Raw genomic sequence first — 15,888 nt, 5'->3', positions numbered from 1 at the left:
TTTATTACAGACGACAATAATGTATTGATTGCACCGGCCTTTTCGCGAATGAATTCGCTCCCACAGGGACATGCCCTATCAAGAGGAAATGTCTCATGGCTTTGCGCTCGGAAATTCTTGTGAACAAAAACGTACTCCCAACTGCCGAACAAGCCCTGCCGGGTCGCGAAACGCCCATGGCTCTCCCGGAAACCCATTTCGTCAACGGCAACCCGCTGCTGGGTCCGTTCACCGCCAACGTGGAGTTCGCCATTTTCGGTCTGGGTTGCTTCTGGGGTGCGGAACGCCGCTTCTGGCAGCGCGACGGCGTCGTCAGCACCGTCGTCGGTTACGCGGGCGGCTTCACACCTAACCCGACTTACGAAGAAGTCTGCTCCGGCCTGACTGGCCACACTGAAGTCGTGCTGGTGGTCTATGAGCCAGAAAAAGTCAGCTACGAGCAACTGCTGACTCAGTTCTGGGAACTGCATAACCCAACCCAAGGCATGCGCCAGGGCAACGACATCGGCACCCAATACCGCTCGGTGATCTACTGCACCACGCCAGAACAGCTTGCTGCCGCCAAGGCCAGCGCTGCTGTTTATCAGGCAGAACTGACCAAAGCCGGGCTGGGTGAAATCACCACCGAAATCGAAGAAGCGCCTACCGTGTTCTTCGCCGAGGCGTATCACCAGCAATACCTGGCGAAGAATCCGCAGGGTTATTGCGGGATTGGCGGCACGGGTGTGTGCATGCCGCCGAGCCTGGCGGGGAATTGACTTCGTTATTGCCACAGGACTGGTGTAGCGCGTCAGGCGATTGATATTGTCGTGGGACCGGCTTTAGCCGGGAAAGCGTCAGGTGTCACACCGCAAAATTGATGGCGCTCAAACCGGCCCATTCCCGGCTGAAGCCGGTACCACGCCGGTCTCCGTGATGCAACACAACCTGAAGGGCGCCGGGAGATTGACATCGACGTGGGACCGGCTTTAGCCGGGAAAGTCAGGTGGCACACCGCGAAATTGATGGCGCTCAAACCGGCACATTCCCGGCTGAAGCCGGTCCCACGTCGGTCTTCGTTATTGCCACAGAACTGCTTTACCCTGGCTGTCCAAGCTTTGACATTTTCCGATAACCATTACCAATGCCTAAAACGACCCGGCGCGCCTATTGTTTGTCTTCAGATCCTGATGGAGAGCAAAGGAATGCAAGGGTATGCACGCGAACATCTTCTTCGCACCAATCGATTCTCCGAGCACGGCCACAGCTACCTAATTACGTGCGTAGTCAAAGATCGACAACCCGTATTTACAGACTTGCGCACTGCTCGCATGGTAATCAGTGAAATGAAGCGCCTGCAGGTCTCGGGTGTCGTGGATTCTCTAGCATGGGTGATTATGCCGGACCATTTGCACTGGTTATTTGAGTTGAAGTCAGGATCCCTGGAGACGCTCATGCAGTCGCTCAAAGGCCGTAGCGCTTTTGCAATCAACAAGGCATACGGCACCAAAAAGCTTACATGGCAGAAGGGCTATCACGACCGCAGGGTAAGAGTCGAAGATGACTTGGCGGAGATGGTTCGTTATGTCATAGCCAATCCGGTAAGAGCCGGGCTGGTTGAGCATGAGGGAGATTACTCACTATGGGATTGTTTTTACATGTGGGACCGGCTTTAGCCGGGAAAGCGTCAGGTGTTACACCGCAAAATTGATGGTGCTCAAACCGACCCATTCCCGGCTGAAGCCGGTCCCACGACATCACTCAGCTATCAACCAATCCATCTTCCAGTCACCCTTGGTCTGCCCCAGCTTCTGCGCCAGATATGGCAGCAGCTCGCGCAGCTCTTCCTCCAGGCCCCAAGGCGGGTTGGCGATGGCCAGACCTGAGCCGTTGAGGCTGGCGGGCGTGTCCAGCGGGTGAACATACAACTCGACACGCAGCAGCTTCGGCGCGCCGGTTTCAGCAAGGTCCTGATAAAAACGCTTGAGCAGGCGCTGATCCTTGATCGGGTACCAGATCGCCGCTACGGTCTGACGCATGCGGCCAATGGACTCCTTCAGCGCCACGGCGCAGCGTTTCATCTCATCGAGCTGCTCGAATGGCGGGTCGATCAGCAGCACGGCACGCTTCTCCGCCACCGGCAGCAGCGCACGCGGCACGTGCCAGCCTTCGCCAAGATGCACGGCCACGCGGCGATCGCCCTTCATGTTCTCTTTCAGCAAGCGCCCGTCTTCCGGGTGTTTCTCGTTAAGCAACACCCGATCATTGGCGCGGGTCGAGCGGCGGGCGATTTCCGGGGAGCCGGGGTAATAACGCAGCTCACCGTTGGGGTTCATGTCGTGCAGCAACTGCATGTAATCCGCCGCCAGAGCAGGCAAATCCGGCGCATCCCACAGACGGGCAATGCCTTCCAGATATTCGCCCGTGCGGTTGGCCTGATCACCCTGAAGGTCATAAAGGCCCAACCCGGCGTGGCTGTCGATATAGGCGAACGGCTGCTCTTTGCGTGCCATCAGGGCAAACAAGCGAGTCATGATCAAGTGTTTGAGTACATCGGCGTGGTTGCCGGCATGGAAGGCGTGGCGGTAATTCATGGCAGCTCCTCGAAGGCTGCGCAGTTTAGCAAAAATCAGAAACTCACTTTGATCAAACGCCCATCAATTGTCGATAGTGAACTGCAATCTCTGTCGCGGACAAGCAGCGCACGCGTGCCTTTAAACTCGTAGGACTCGCTTTAGCCGGGAGGATGTCGGTACACACGCCGCATTACTTCGTCATGGATACCGCTCTCCCGACTAAAGCCAGTCCACGGGACCAAAACAGAATTTCCCGCAGGTGGCCCGCTTGCCGTAGCGCAGTGCCGGGCAAACATCCGCAAACTCGCCCCCGTCCAACGCTGCAGCCTGACCTTGAGCTACTACGGCGAAGCGCAAGAAACCCTGATGGTCAGCAAGTCCGCCGTCTACGCACTGCTCGTCTACCCCCCACACCTCGCAAGTTCGCTACTGCGTAAATGGCTGACGTATAGCGTGCTGCGCAGGTTGCGTTCGCCTCGGAAGTGAAAGACCACAACAGTCCGACACCGGGGGGGGGGGCCTGGAGTGGTGGACCGGCGAACTCAATGTCATGACCAGCGACCTTAAAGCGAAACGCAGATCGATACCCTGCAGCTCGTGTGGACAATTAAAACCCGTGGTTTAGATTAATTCGAAATCAACAATAAATAACCATTTCAAAACAACCTCAACACTGTCAACTATTACAGTTATCAACTGACAAACCCCACGCCAAAGTTGGTGAGGGCCGGGCTAATCCTGTGCGCCTCTACAGTGGAGTTTAGATCATGACAAAATTGCACACTCTCGCCTTTAGCCTTGCCTTGGCGGGCTGCACTTCGGCCGGTTTGGAACAAACACCCAGCGCAGATATACCGATAGTAAAAGGTATGAGTCTGTTGGGCCTCGGTGAAGCCACAGCAGAGCACCTGATCAAGCGCTATAACGACGTCGCCACAAACTGCGGGGCAGTATCAAAACCGGCTTTCCTGTGTAACGGCGTTATTATTCGAGGCACCAACTACTCTCCAACGCGGCACTCTTGGGACAATAGTCCGGCCAACCACACTTCAGGGGGTGTTTCCTTCTCCTATTTGAGGCGCGATTCCAAGTATACAAAACTGGCATATGACTACGACAACGGTTATGTCTTTCTGCCGATTCTCTATTCAGGGGATAAAATCCAACCGGAAATTTTGTGTGCATTCCCAATTGATGCGGGCACCTCAGCAAGAGCCGAGAAAGGCTGTGGAGCTTATAGCGGAGTCGCGGGGAGCGGCCCCTGTCAGTCCCAAGGTATTTACACGCCGCTCGCTTGGTACAACCACTACAGAGCCGGTGCCAGCAGTCGCGCCCACCAGTGCGGGTTTAATGTAAGGGATGCGCTGAATGACGGCGCTACCGCCGCGTTTGATGCGATGATTAAAGGGATGGCGTTGATCAATGTTGAATCGTTCAACACCCAAAATGAACTCAGGTTAGCCGTCTGGCAAGACGGTCTCGGGAGGGTGCTGCCCCTGGAGGCATTCTTCTACGTCAACAGCATTCCGGCCGGGCTCTCGGATGCACAAAATGATCAGCGTGATTTCAAAAACATGACGGGTATTTCGTTGCCGATTATATCGCTGTGGCTGCCCAGAACGCCGGCCGATCAGGCATCATTCAAATACTTGCCAACCGACCAGGTTGTAATAATCCCGTAGTCAGCACAAAAAAACAAAGGAAGCAAAAACTTCCTTTGTTTAAGGCTACGCAGCAAGGACTTTAAAGATTTTTTCTGAGCACCCTGGAAAATATCAAATGCCTGTCTTCCCCCCTATAAACCGTATAGTTGATCAGCACTTCACGTCCTCTGTTTTCGGTTACCCAGTTGATAGGAATGCGAAACTCCTCAGGACGAGTGTCCAGATTCTGTTCGTCCGTATCGTGCTTAACGATACCCTCCCAGCGAATCCGGCCTGTATGAGGCGCATGCATGTCGGTGTACCGCAGTGTGACAATTGAGTTGTCTGCAGAAATCACCGGAGGAATCAAGTCATACGCCTGAGCATCAACGCTGAGCGATAACGCCGCTGATGGCCCTGCTACAGTTCCGTTCGCGAGTGTCACGGTATAGGTGATAGTGGCCGAACGACCAATGACATCTATAACTTCCATACGAGGGACCAGAAATTCCAGGTCTCCCACAACCTCCACAGGCTTGACTGCGGACGGATAGACAACCGTTCCCGCCCAACGAAGTTGAACACTATGCCCGACTGCCATCCCCGTGTAGTTGACGATCACCGACAAGTAATCATCGTAGTATAGGGCCGTGTCGAAGTTAAGGCGTGTACCGTCGCCGTAGGCCTTCGGAACTCTAGGCTTGAGCAAATCCAGGCCGGGCGATACCGCTCGCACACTTAACGGCAGGCTGATCGAATCCCGACGGACAGCTCCGCTGACCACGGTGTAATACACGTCAACAGTGCCGCCTGCCAACGGGTTCACCTGAGTATCCTTGGGCACCCTGAAAATGATTTCCTGCAATTGGTCATTACCAGGTTGGTGATCAGTGAAGTGCGTTGTATCTCCAGCAGCAGTCACACCGGTCCAATAAATCACGACTTGGTCCGCACTGTTCATCCCCGGATAAGGCTTGACGACTACAGTAGCGCCCGCAGCGGGCACAGCGGCAGGATCAAGTACCCCTCCCAATTGCTCACGGACTTCGGGAGCGGGAAGTTTCTGCACCACTCCACTGACAGTAATAGCCAAGCGCTTGGAGCGCCTGACGCCGTTGACTTCGTAATAGACAATGGCACGACCGTTAGCGATGGCAACCACCGCGGCGTTAGGTATTTGCCGGGTGACCACAAAACCTTCATCAGTATCTTTCATCTGGTAAGTGTCGGTCTCATTGACCTCAACACCGCCTTGCGTAGTCCCGAACCAGTAGATTTTGACTTGATCCCCTACAGCCCATCCCGGATAAACGGGGAGATCCACATGCGCATTTTGTGCGCCAAGCTCGGCCAGGTTTATGTCGTTATCACCCAAGGCTTCCTGAACACGAGGCGCTGGCAGCGTGTTCGGGCCCGCTTCGATATCAACTTTGGTGGCCGGTGACATCAACGACCAATTACCGACGTTATCACGAATGTCGTAAAAGACTTCCAAGCCCAAAGTGTTGGAGGTCGCAAGAATAATTTCCTTGCTGACAGCCACCGTAATCGGCTTGTTCAGATCTGCCGCCGTCAACGGTGGCAAGGTGATCTTCGTCTGCCCCCAAGTCAAGGTCAGGACATCACCCACCTCCATGTGAGTCGCGGGCAACCAGGGCGCAATAATGACATTGATGCCATATTCAGCGATGGCGTCAGTGATGGGTGTAGGGATATTACCGGGCGGTTCCAAAGCCAGATTGATCGGCTCGGCCGAGTTGAGCGGCGGATTACCGGGCACCTTGGTATTTACGCGCACATAGCCGGGAAGTGATGTGGCAGGATTGCCCCCAACCGGGGTGTAGATTTCATAGATAAGTTCAGAATTTTCGGCGTCCAGAATTTGGCCGGGTGGAACATTAAAGATAATAAGACCTGTCGCCTGCTGATCCTCTTTCAGTATGTAAGAATCAACATTCACGCCATCCCAAAACAACACGAGCGTTGATCCAAGCGCCACACTTGATAACAGGGGGGCGGTGACAATTACATCTTCAGGTGGGTTTTTTCTAAGCTCGGCAACGCCAAGCCCACCTTTACCTGTTTGTTCGACTACGGGTATTTTCGGCTTCACCAAAGAAGGGGCTATCGTTTTATTTCGCTCATGGTTCATTGGAGTACCCATTATGAGTGTTTCCCACCCTGGGCCCGGTGCAGTTAGCACATTAATCGAGCGGCGATGCTATTACACCGGCCAGGATACGGTGAATGGCGAGTCTCTCTTCAAAGAAGAGACTCGCCAGGCAGGCGTACCATTACTTATACCAAGCACATCCCATTGGTTGGATCACTCAGGTCCACAACGGCCTCTGTCTGCAGTGATTCAGTGGGCCCTTTATCATTTCTGATCAGATACGTCACTCGACCGTAACCTACACACAACATGCGCAGCTTTTCCCGAGGGATGGTGATAACGGCATAGCCACGCCCTGCATCGATATCTGTAATTTGAGTCGTTACGTCAAACTGTGATGGGAGTATCGGCGTGGTTGGGCTATCAAAGTCATACCCCATGAACTTCAGCATTATATCGTTCCCCGGACTCACGTTGGAGTAACCAATGGGGCACTGAACAGGGGCGCCATTGACGGCGGCCTCTATATCAATAACCCCAAACTCGTTAACGCTCGTGTAAGTAGGGGCCGTCAGCGGTTGACCGTCATTAGGCAACCCGTCTCTGGAGCGCACTTCTACCGATTTAATACCCGCGGTACCGGTCCCATATTGGGGCGGATTGTATGGTGGGAGCAACTCCCTCACAATGGAATAGGTGACGGGTTTGAAGCCGGCGCCTTTATCGGTGATGTAATTGGCCGGAATCGGTAGCAGTAAATTACGACTTACGTCAACGGTCTGAACTTGATAAGGAGGCAACACCGGTACACCGTCCCAGATGATGGTCACCTCATCCCCCGATAGGAAACTATTTTTAGGGGGCACGTCATTGGTAAATGCCGGAATCGTTGCGCTCGCATTTTGGCCGTAATCATCTTCAGTGATAACGTCGACTTGAGCATCAGGACCAACGACCGTGAGAGGCTTCAGCAAACGTTCCGGATCGGGTCCACCGGGCACACTGAGGTCAACGTTGACTGACAGCGTAGGTGAAGTGTACGGCGAGCCTGACCGGGTCACGGTATAAAAAACTGGCAGTGCAGGGTTACTGTTTGCGAGCTTCACAAGTGCAGCAGACAGAATAATGGTGGTGACCGGATCATTAGCAACATCAGCCGCCGTCAAAGGATAGGGCGTAGAAAGCTGCCCTCCCCAGTTGATAACGATGATATCGTTCTCTGCAGAGGTGGCGTATGCAGGAATCTCTACTTCAACACCCGCCATTGCATCATCATAATTAACGACGCCATCACCGAGGCCCGCACTGTCCAGGAAGTCAGGCACTACAGGCGCAAGTAATGCCGACGGTACATCCAGCAGCAACACCTGTATTCTCGCCAACGGTGACAAGCCCGAAACATTGCCTGCCTCATCCGTTATCTGATAGCCAAACTCATGCAAACCGTCACCTTGAGCAATAATGTCCGCCCGATCAAAAAACAGCCGAATTCTATTTGTATGGACTTCGTCGTCATCCACTATTTCTGCAGAGGCATTGAAGAATATTGGCGTGCCGCTCCTCTCCGGAATGATAAAAGGCACAATCCGGTCATTCACCTCAATACCATCGTAGTCCGCAACCAGAGTTTCGAATTTCCCGTTAGGATCGAACGTACTCTCGGTTAGACTTCTAATAATTTGCGTTGCATCCGGGTTCAGTAATATGGGTAAAACTTCACCACCAGGCGCCGTACGATCAACGATGACGGTTTGAGGGGCGACGGGCCATTTTGGATTTGAATTGGTCTTGGTTAAGCCCATGTAGCTGACAATAATACTGCCTTCAGCCACCGTATAAGAAGCAGGCAACGGCAACACAAAAACTTTATCAGGGTCCGCCACATCAGCTGCTGTCACCACATAAGCTGGCTGCACTAGATTAGCGGTAGTATTCCCACCGACCGTTAAATATATTTTATGGCCAGCGCTCAGTCCTTCCCACCGCGGAAATCTCACTGACAAGCCACTGTCCGCTAACGCCACCGGTACTTTTTTACTGGTAAACTGCCCGTCGATAGTGGGCTTCAAGAGCAATGGATCGGGGATGCGAGCATCCCCCGCTCTCGGTTTAGCTACCGAACTTATATTTAAGTTACCCATGTCAATATACCCTCTATCAATCAAATGAAAGGTCTACGATTTTAAAATGTAATCATGGCCAGAAAGGATGCTCTGACATGAGCAGCCTGTTGCCCGAAAAAAGGGACACGAGGATATGCGATGGCAATCCCTGCCTGGCAGTGCACTTTAAAATCATTCATCCTGCCACTGAAGGCTAGATCAACCTACCTCATGCATTATATTTAATAGCGATTTAGTGCATCGAGAATGGCAATTACGGTCAGCTGCTTATAGCCATTTAAAATAACGCCGCTTTCCCAAATAGCGAAGACCACTACAAAAACCAACTTACACCTCTCAAACTTGACAATTATAACAATTAGCTTTTACTTGTTAACACCCGCAATAGCAAAGACATGGTGCCCACATCTCTACCCAAGGCTTCTCCAAAAATACAGAGCACCGTGCTTTTATTTTGTTACATGTGTTAGGCAAATGAGACACATCCAGTTTCTGTGGGAACTTTCCCACAGAAAGTGCAGATGCTTCCTATGGGTATCAGAGAGCGTCCCCTATTTAATTAGTGCCCCTAAAGCACCTTTAGCGAATAAAGGCTGCACTACTGCAAGGAACTCACGTGAATATCAAAAGGCCTCCACATAAACTATCGTCTGTAGCCGTAAGCATCTCTATGATGCTGGCTATAAGCCCTCTTGCCTGGGCGGGAGCACTCATACCCGACGAGCCAAGAACTATTGGCCCGGGCTCACCGGCAGAGTCATGGCTCTTAGGCGAGCGCTCTTCCCTGACCGCACTACCGGGTACGCAATTATTTGAAATTACTGCACTGGACGGGTCAACGCTGAACATTGACGGCGGCACTGTCACCAGTGGCGCGGCTGAAGGCATCACTTTGTTGGGCGCAACCGCAACCCTGAACAACACCAATGTGACCAGCACTGCCAGCTATGGCTTGCTTATTGAACGTGACGGCTCATTGATTGGCGGCCCTTCCAGTGCGTCGATAACCGGCGGATCCATTACCGGGGTCGATGCAGGTGTTTATGTCACTTATCAAAGCGCAGTCGCACTCTCCGGGACGGTAGTCAACGGCATTGGTGATGGCAGCGCCGACCCATTTTCGGGAGGCACCGGGATTGCTGTTGAGGGCGGCACCGCTATTGTCCGGAACGGCAGTTCGGTAAAGGGCTCGGCCTATGGTGTTTATCTGGGCACAGACATACTGGGTGGTCTGGACGGGGCAAACACATCCCTGACCGTGGACGGCTCAAGCATCACGGGCACATCCCAAAGCGCTATATACGTCGCCTCTTTTGAGCCAGGCACACCGACCAATGCAACCATTTCCATCGCCAATGGCTCGGTGTTGACCGGCGGTAATGGCCTGGCCATTGAAGTTGCCAACGACTCATCCGCGGTCGTTCAAGTGGACAACAGCACGCTACAAGGTGGGATATTGATCAATCCAGCATCAACTGGCACGGTCGCACTTAACAACAATGCTCGCATCATCGGCGATGTCACCAACGTCGCAACCATGACCATGAACAATGGCTCGACGTTGACCGGCGATCTCACAGGCAGCGACACCCTCAGCCTGGACAACAACTCCAGCATTACCGGCAACGTTTCCCACGTTACCGACTTCACGCTGGATAACGGTTCAAGCCTGACGGGTAATGTCTCTGATACCACCAACCTGAGCGCCAATAACGGCTCACGCCTGACAGGCGACATCAGCAATGTTCAACAGCTTAATCTCGCGGGCAACTCGTCAATAACAGGCAACTTGAGCGGCGTTGAGAACCTGAGTCTGGATAACTCAACCTGGACCACCAACAGTGGCTCTGGCGTGACTAACCTGAGCATGAACGCAGGTGCCGTGAAGCTCGGTGAAAATGACGGAACATTCGAAACCCTGACCGTCAGCACCCTTTCGGGTAACGGCAGGTTCATCATCGATACTGACCTCGCCGCCCATCAAAGCGACTTCATTGATGTGACCGGCGTCGCGACGGGCAATTACGACCTGCAGATCAAAAACACGGGAGTTGAACCTGTAAAGGGCGATCAGGATCAGCAGGTAGTTCACACCGGCACGGGTAGCGATGCGGAATTTGGCGTGGTTGGCGGTCAAGTGGACGTGGGCACATTTGCCTATGAGCTGGAGCAACGTGGAACAGACTGGTTTCTGGTCCAGAAGCTGGATGATGATGGAGGCCCTATTACCACTCCAGGTACCCGTTCGGTTATCGGTTTGTTCAGCGCGGCGCCAACGGTCTGGTACGGCGAGCTGACCAGCCTGCGCAGTCGCATGGGCGAGTTGCGTTATGGCAAGACCGAAGGTGGCGCATGGGTGCGTGCCTACGGCAACAAATTCAATATGTCTGCTGCGGGCGGCACGGCCTATCAACAAAATCAGCAAGGTATTTCCTACGGTGCCGACGTAGCGCTACCCAGCAGCAGCGGTCAGTGGCTAGTGGGTGTACTGGGTGGTTACAGCCGCTCGGATCTGGATATCGCAGCGGGCACCACCGGCCGTGTCGACAGTTACTATCTGGGTGCCTACACCACCTGGCTGTCGGACAGCGGGTATTACGTTGATGCAATCATCAAGGCCAACCGTTTCAAGAACCAATCAGACGTGCGGATGAGCGACGGCACCAAGTCTGACGGCGACTACACCACCAACGGTATCGGTGCGTCGATCGAAGCCGGTAAACACATCAAACTTGCTGACAACTGGTTCGTAGAACCCTTTATACAGGGCTCGGCTTTGTGGGTTTCGGGCGAGAACTACTCGCTGGACAACGGCATGAATGCCAGCAGCAATCAGGCTGATTCATTCCTGGGCAAAGCGGGTACGAATGTCGGCCGCAACTTCCCCTTGCAAGGCGGTGGTTTCATCCAGCCTTACGTCAAGGTGGCCGTAGCCCACGAGTTTGCCAAGAGCAACCGGGTAAAGGTTAACAGCACGACATTCAGTAATGATTTGTCAGGCAGCCGCGGTGAACTGGGTGCCGGGATTGCAGCACAGGTGACCGAGGTATTGCAGTTACACGCTGACGTTGATTACAGCAAAGGTGAGAACATCGAACAGCCTTGGGGCGTCAATGTTGGCTTGCGTTACAGTTGGTAAGCGATAGTGCATAAATGAGGGGCCACACGGCCCCTTTTTAACGCCTGCTGAAAGGCGCCAAACCCGGTCAAGCCATTAAAAACCGCGCCCAGCGCTGACAGCTCGCCTCGCCTCACGGTACAGAGGGTGACCAAACCATGTGCCGCTCTTTAAGACGGGCTCAGTCTGCCTGTTGATATCTTCTGCCGGTTAGCCGAAAACGACCTGTTCATAGGCATGCCGGACATTCTGAAAAACGAGTCTTGCCGATGCCGCCGGGCGCTACCAGAATCGTCCGATCCCAAATAACAAGGAGCAGTCGCAATGATGCACGCGGACCTGATTGACCAGGAAGATTTGATCGGCCAGCTTAGGGCGATCGGCTGCGAATTGCCTTCAGGCACCACGGCCGACCAAGCCTGCGCGCAAGCAGTGAGAGGTCTGACTGCAGACCGCGCCACCGCCTTGCGTAGACTGGTTGAGCAAATGCTCACCGGAAACGCGACGATCCTGCCGGCTGTTCGGCAAGCGATTGATCAGCAGTTGCTACCTGCGTTGGCAGCTTATAAGCAAGGTCACTGACACCGAGATATTGGTGGCGTTAGATCGCTGCGAAATCCGGCTACACAGCTGCAACGTCCATTACAGCCCTTGATCACTTGGGTGATAGCTGAAAATGTTATCACCGCCTGTTTTGAACGCGACGCTGATCACTGGAGCCGTTTTACCACTTTCAGTGTAATAATCTTTTTGTATATATCGCGCGCCCGCAAGCCCTGGTGCCGCCCGACTCTGATCGTAGACGTAAATAAATGCCTCTATAGGCAACTGCGCCGGAATGTCTTGTGGCCAACGATCAATGAGGACTTCATTGTGCGCGTAACCGGCTACCTCCGCTTGTGGATTTTCTCTGGCTGCCAGGCTCAACGCGAAACTTGCCGGGTCAGTTTTAAAACCACACTGATGGCGATACCTGCTAGCGTCCAGCGGATATGAAAAGAAATGATCCTTCCACGCAGCAAGTGTGGTGATGCCCTGCACCGCGCAGAAACCACTACCGGGGTAATTGGAGTTTGAGCCACACCCCTCGTCGAAGCGCTCAACAGTGAATCCGTCATAGGCGAAAGAACAAAGCACCGCTAGTGGATAAATCCCGTCCCGCCCGTAACGGCTAGCTTCTTTAAAAATATAGCCTTGCTCGGCATACCCCACATGCACCGCATGATTAAATTTGAGATCCTTTCTGAGATAGCTAAATGAAACATCAGCCACGCCATTCGGATTGGGGTTCCAAGAGTGGAAGCCCGCCCCGTAGCCAACCATCCGCGCAAGAACGCCGTTGCAGTAATACGCCGCTTGTCCTGCGCACTCGTAAGATAAGTCGTTGTAGCGAGCATTCAAGCGATCCGCTACTTCCCAGCCATCAACTTGATCAGCACTATTCCAGGTAAATATGTTGTTGTCAGCGGCAGAAAAACTGACCCTGACAATCGGTACCCTTTGTGACGTCTTCAGGTAATAGGCGTGGCGCAAGGACTGTGCATTCAAAATACCCCCCGTGGAGGCATTGTAAAAGAAGGCTTCAATAGGTAATTGCTCTGGAGTTTCTTCGCGCCACGTACCAATCAGCAGCTCATTGCGAGTCGCCGTGTGCGCAGCATCGACACCATTGTGCGCTTCGAGGCTAGCTTTGAACTGGCTGGCAACCACCGAGCTCAACGAACACTGCCTGAAAACGTCCGAACCAAATCGACGAAAATTTTCCAGCCACAATGCTGCGGTAACGGCAGGCGTCGCCAACGTTGCACAGGTGCTAACGTCTGTGTCCTGTAGTGCTCCAGCTGGCGCGAAGCCACAGCCAAAGCCCGGACGCCCGGCAATTTGTGTACCTGCGATAAATGGGTAAATGCATCGCACAGTGGGTGCCTTGCCATGGGCCAGCGATGTATTTTGATCGCTAAAGATAAAACCGCTGGCAAGGTCAATACCATTACTTCCAATATCCTTTCTTATGTACGAGAACGTCACCGAACCCAGCGCTGTTGCAGGCGGGCTATGCGTCCAGAACGGATAAGCGGCGCTGTAAGTTGTCGTACGCAGTATGACGCCTGAACAATAATAGGCTGGTGTCCCCTCGGCGCAGCTTTCAACTGTACTTTGGTAGCGCTCATTTAGCCTATCGACGAGTTGCTGATCCGAAACAGGTATTTGCGCCGGTGGCGGCGCATCTCCAGTAGACATCTGGCCTGAGGAACAAGCCAGCAATGCCAATGCAGCCCCTATCACCATCCATGGTTTGATCATGACACGCTCCTTGTCGTAACGAATTAAACTCCATTCCTAACTTATGAATTTACATCTTCAAACCAACGGTGTTGATTATGGCTCAGGGGTCTATAGAGTCTAAGAATCATTCACAATAGTGCGGCACGGCGATATAGCATAAGTAATCAACGTAACTCTGGGACCGGATTTTTTGCGATCTTTGGGACGCCAAAACCGGACTCATGCCGATAGGGTAGGCTTGCCTGTTGCAGCCAGGCACGAGCGCGAAGGAGAAAAGACAGTTCTACCTGAGATACCTAGCGACCATGCGCGGGCAAACCAAGATCCAACCCGGTAGGTAAGAATGCAGCCTTGTAAGACGGGCTTCAGTGGACGGGGACGGTAAATTGGCTGCATGTATCATCAGCAATGCAGCTTTCCGGCTGGAGCCGCCCCCCGTCGGTTGCGCAATGTCAGGGACGTAAGGTCATCTTTACAACCTTACACTCGCAAACGTCGATTCATTCCTGGCCTGACTCAACGCAGACAACGGACCAGACAGCGGTGCCAGGACCATCGCTTGCGGGATGGGCATCATCGCCACTTGCTGGGTGGTATTGGAACCTACTCGTTCGTCACGCGGCGGGATGCCGAAGTATTCGCGGTAGCACTTGGAGAAATGCGGTGTAGAAACAAAGCCGCAGACCGAGGCCACTTCGATAATCGACATCGGCGTTTGTTTAAGCAACTGCCGGGCGCGGATCAGGCGCAGCTTGAGGTAATAGCGCGATGGGGAGCAGTGCAGGTATTTCTGGAATAACCGCTCCAGCTGACGACGAGAAACAGCGACATAAACCGCCAGTTCGTCCAGATCGATCGGCTCTTCAAGATTAGCCTCCATCAGCGCGACGATTTCCTGCAGCTTCGGCTGATTGGTGCCGAGCATGTGCTTGAGCGGCACACGCTGGTGATCCTGCTCATTGCGAATGCGCTCGTAGACAAACATCTCCGAGATGGCAGCCGACAGTTCACGACCATGATCACGGCTGATCAGGTGCAACATCATGTCCAGTGGTGCGGTACCACCGGAACTGGTGAAGCGGTTGCGGTCCAGGGTGAACAAGCGGGTGCTCATCGCCACGCGGGGGAACGCCTCCTGCATGGAGGCCAGACATTCCCAATGCACGCTGCAATCAAAACCATCGAGCAGACCGGCGCAGGCCAGTGCCCAACTACCGGTGCATACCGCGCCAAGGCGCTTGGATTGACGTGCCTGACTTTGCAGCCAGCTGACGTGTTCACGGGTAACCGTGCGCTGGATACCGACGCCGCCGCAGACAATTACCGTGTCCATTGCCGGAGCCTTGTGCATGGCCGCATCAGGGGTGATCTGCAGGCCATCGCTGGCCCAGACCTGACCGCCATCAGCGCTCAGCGTGGTCCAGCGATACAACTCGCGGCCCGACAACTGGTTCGCCATACGCAGAGGTTCAACCGCTGATGCGAGAGATATCAGAGTGAAGTTATCCAACAGCAGAAAGCCGATGGATTGTGGTGCGCGATTCTGGGGTTGGGCCCCGGAGTTGAACGATGTCATCACAGTATCTCCTCACACAAAGCGGTTGGAGGCCTCAGGCGGAGGCTCTTGTTATTGCCCTGTACGAAGCAGGGCTTTGTGATGACAACGCAAATGCCATGCCTAAAGTTGAATGCTCATTCAATTACACCTGAAAACGACGTCGCGATGCGTCTAGTCAGCAGCGACTTGAGTTGTCGATTAGCGACGTCAGCGTCGGTTGCGCCCCGTGCTGTGCATGGCGGGTGAGCAGTTCGGTAGCACTTGTGTGCAGGCTCGAAACGAGGAGTGGCGCAGGAATGTCACTCAATGCACAGGCCTTCGAAAACTGGAAAGCCAGCACATAGCATTGCGCCAAAAGGTGGCGGCAATCCGCGGGTATGGTCAATAAGTGCGCAGTCGTAAGCGCAACGCGCATTGACGTGGGACCGGCTTTAGCCGGGAAGAGGCCGGTACATTCGCTAAATTTGCAGCGCTGATAATTACGCCTTCCCG

Annotated in this window: 10 protein-coding genes; 5 read left to right on the top strand and 5 right to left on the bottom strand. The window is 53.8% G+C overall.

The genetic code is table 11. The annotated features are described in order from the left end of the window. The first annotated feature begins 95 nt into the window (after positions 1-95). Positions 96-758, top strand: coding sequence for a peptide-methionine (S)-S-oxide reductase MsrA (msrA, locus tag AUC60_RS19525; protein ID WP_087271348.1), 663 nt, complete (start codon positions 96-98; stop codon positions 756-758). A gap of 426 nt (positions 759-1,184) precedes the next feature. Further along, positions 1,185-1,655 carry an REP-associated tyrosine transposase gene (locus AUC60_RS19520; RefSeq protein WP_087271345.1) on the top strand — a complete coding sequence of 157 codons (471 nt, stop codon included), beginning with the start codon at positions 1,185-1,187 and terminating at the stop codon, positions 1,653-1,655. 81 nt (positions 1,656-1,736) lie between these two features. Here the strand turns inward: AUC60_RS19520 and AUC60_RS19515 are convergent, their stop codons facing one another. Next, a complete protein-coding gene (locus tag AUC60_RS19515) occupies positions 1,737-2,573 on the bottom strand; it encodes a 23S rRNA (adenine(2030)-N(6))-methyltransferase RlmJ (protein WP_087271342.1) in 837 nt (278 codons plus the stop codon). Positions 2,574-3,322: 749 nt separating this feature from the next. Between AUC60_RS19515 and AUC60_RS19510 the strand changes: the two genes are divergently transcribed. Beyond that, positions 3,323-4,237 carry a hypothetical protein gene (locus tag AUC60_RS19510; protein WP_087271339.1) on the top strand — a complete coding sequence of 305 codons (915 nt, stop codon included), beginning with the start codon at positions 3,323-3,325 and terminating at the stop codon, positions 4,235-4,237. Between the two features lie 61 nt (positions 4,238-4,298). Here AUC60_RS19510 and AUC60_RS19505 read toward each other — a convergent pair whose 3' ends face one another. Continuing rightward, the gene (locus AUC60_RS19505; protein WP_144443278.1) at positions 4,299-6,350 is read right to left on the bottom strand and encodes a hypothetical protein; all 2,052 of its coding nucleotides are present in this window, start codon (positions 6,348-6,350) and stop codon (positions 4,299-4,301) included. Positions 6,351-6,496: 146 nt separating this feature from the next. Continuing rightward, positions 6,497-8,452, bottom strand: coding sequence for a hypothetical protein (locus AUC60_RS19500; protein ID WP_087271335.1), 1,956 nt, complete (start codon positions 8,450-8,452; stop codon positions 6,497-6,499). A gap of 655 nt (positions 8,453-9,107) precedes the next feature. On the opposite strand from AUC60_RS19500, the gene AUC60_RS19495 reads away from it, so the two are divergent. Together AUC60_RS19495 and AUC60_RS19490 are read left to right on the top strand one after the other, a co-directional pair. Continuing rightward, positions 9,108-11,573, top strand: a complete 2,466-nt coding sequence (locus AUC60_RS19495) for an autotransporter outer membrane beta-barrel domain-containing protein (protein WP_158099142.1) — start codon at positions 9,108-9,110, stop codon at positions 11,571-11,573. 303 nt (positions 11,574-11,876) lie between these two features. Beyond that, complete coding sequence (locus AUC60_RS19490; protein ID WP_087271329.1) at positions 11,877-12,134, top strand: hypothetical protein; 258 nt, start codon at positions 11,877-11,879, stop codon at positions 12,132-12,134. A gap of 60 nt (positions 12,135-12,194) precedes the next feature. Here the strand turns inward: AUC60_RS19490 and AUC60_RS19485 are convergent, their stop codons facing one another. Beyond that, positions 12,195-13,856 carry a hypothetical protein gene (locus AUC60_RS19485; protein ID WP_087271326.1) on the bottom strand — a complete coding sequence of 554 codons (1,662 nt, stop codon included), beginning with the start codon at positions 13,854-13,856 and terminating at the stop codon, positions 12,195-12,197. A 454-nt stretch (positions 13,857-14,310) separates the two neighbouring features. After that, a complete protein-coding gene (gene gbdR / locus AUC60_RS19480) occupies positions 14,311-15,414 on the bottom strand; it encodes a choline metabolism transcriptional regulator GbdR (protein ID WP_027899603.1) in 1,104 nt (367 codons plus the stop codon). Positions 15,415-15,888 lie beyond the last annotated feature (474 nt).

It is taken from the genome of Pseudomonas caspiana, from assembly GCF_002158995.1.
In the GTDB taxonomy this organism is placed as follows: domain Bacteria; phylum Pseudomonadota; class Gammaproteobacteria; order Pseudomonadales; family Pseudomonadaceae; genus Aquipseudomonas; species Aquipseudomonas caspiana.
This window is presented reverse-complemented; position numbering and strand designations above follow the sequence as displayed.

Bases quoted from the DNA above. Each gene is read 5' to 3' on its own strand.
- AUC60_RS19515 (WP_087271342.1), bottom strand. From the start codon at position 2,573: ATGAATTACCGCCACGCCTTCCATGCCGGCAACCACGCCGATGTACTC.
- AUC60_RS19510 (WP_087271339.1), top strand. From the start codon at position 3,323: ATGACAAAATTGCACACTCTCGCCTTTAGCCTTGCCTTGGCGGGCTGC.
- msrA (WP_087271348.1), top strand. From the start codon at position 96: ATGGCTTTGCGCTCGGAAATTCTTGTGAACAAAAACGTACTCCCAACT.
- AUC60_RS19520 (WP_087271345.1), top strand. From the start codon at position 1,185: ATGCAAGGGTATGCACGCGAACATCTTCTTCGCACCAATCGATTCTCC.
- AUC60_RS19505 (WP_144443278.1), bottom strand. From the start codon at position 6,350: ATGAACCATGAGCGAAATAAAACGATAGCCCCTTCTTTGGTGAAGCCG.
- gbdR (WP_027899603.1), bottom strand. From the start codon at position 15,414: ATGACATCGTTCAACTCCGGGGCCCAACCCCAGAATCGCGCACCACAA.
- AUC60_RS19485 (WP_087271326.1), bottom strand. From the start codon at position 13,856: ATGATCAAACCATGGATGGTGATAGGGGCTGCATTGGCATTGCTGGCT.
- AUC60_RS19500 (WP_087271335.1), bottom strand. From the start codon at position 8,452: ATGGGTAACTTAAATATAAGTTCGGTAGCTAAACCGAGAGCGGGGGAT.
- AUC60_RS19495 (WP_158099142.1), top strand. From the start codon at position 9,108: ATGCTGGCTATAAGCCCTCTTGCCTGGGCGGGAGCACTCATACCCGAC.
- AUC60_RS19490 (WP_087271329.1), top strand. From the start codon at position 11,877: ATGATGCACGCGGACCTGATTGACCAGGAAGATTTGATCGGCCAGCTT.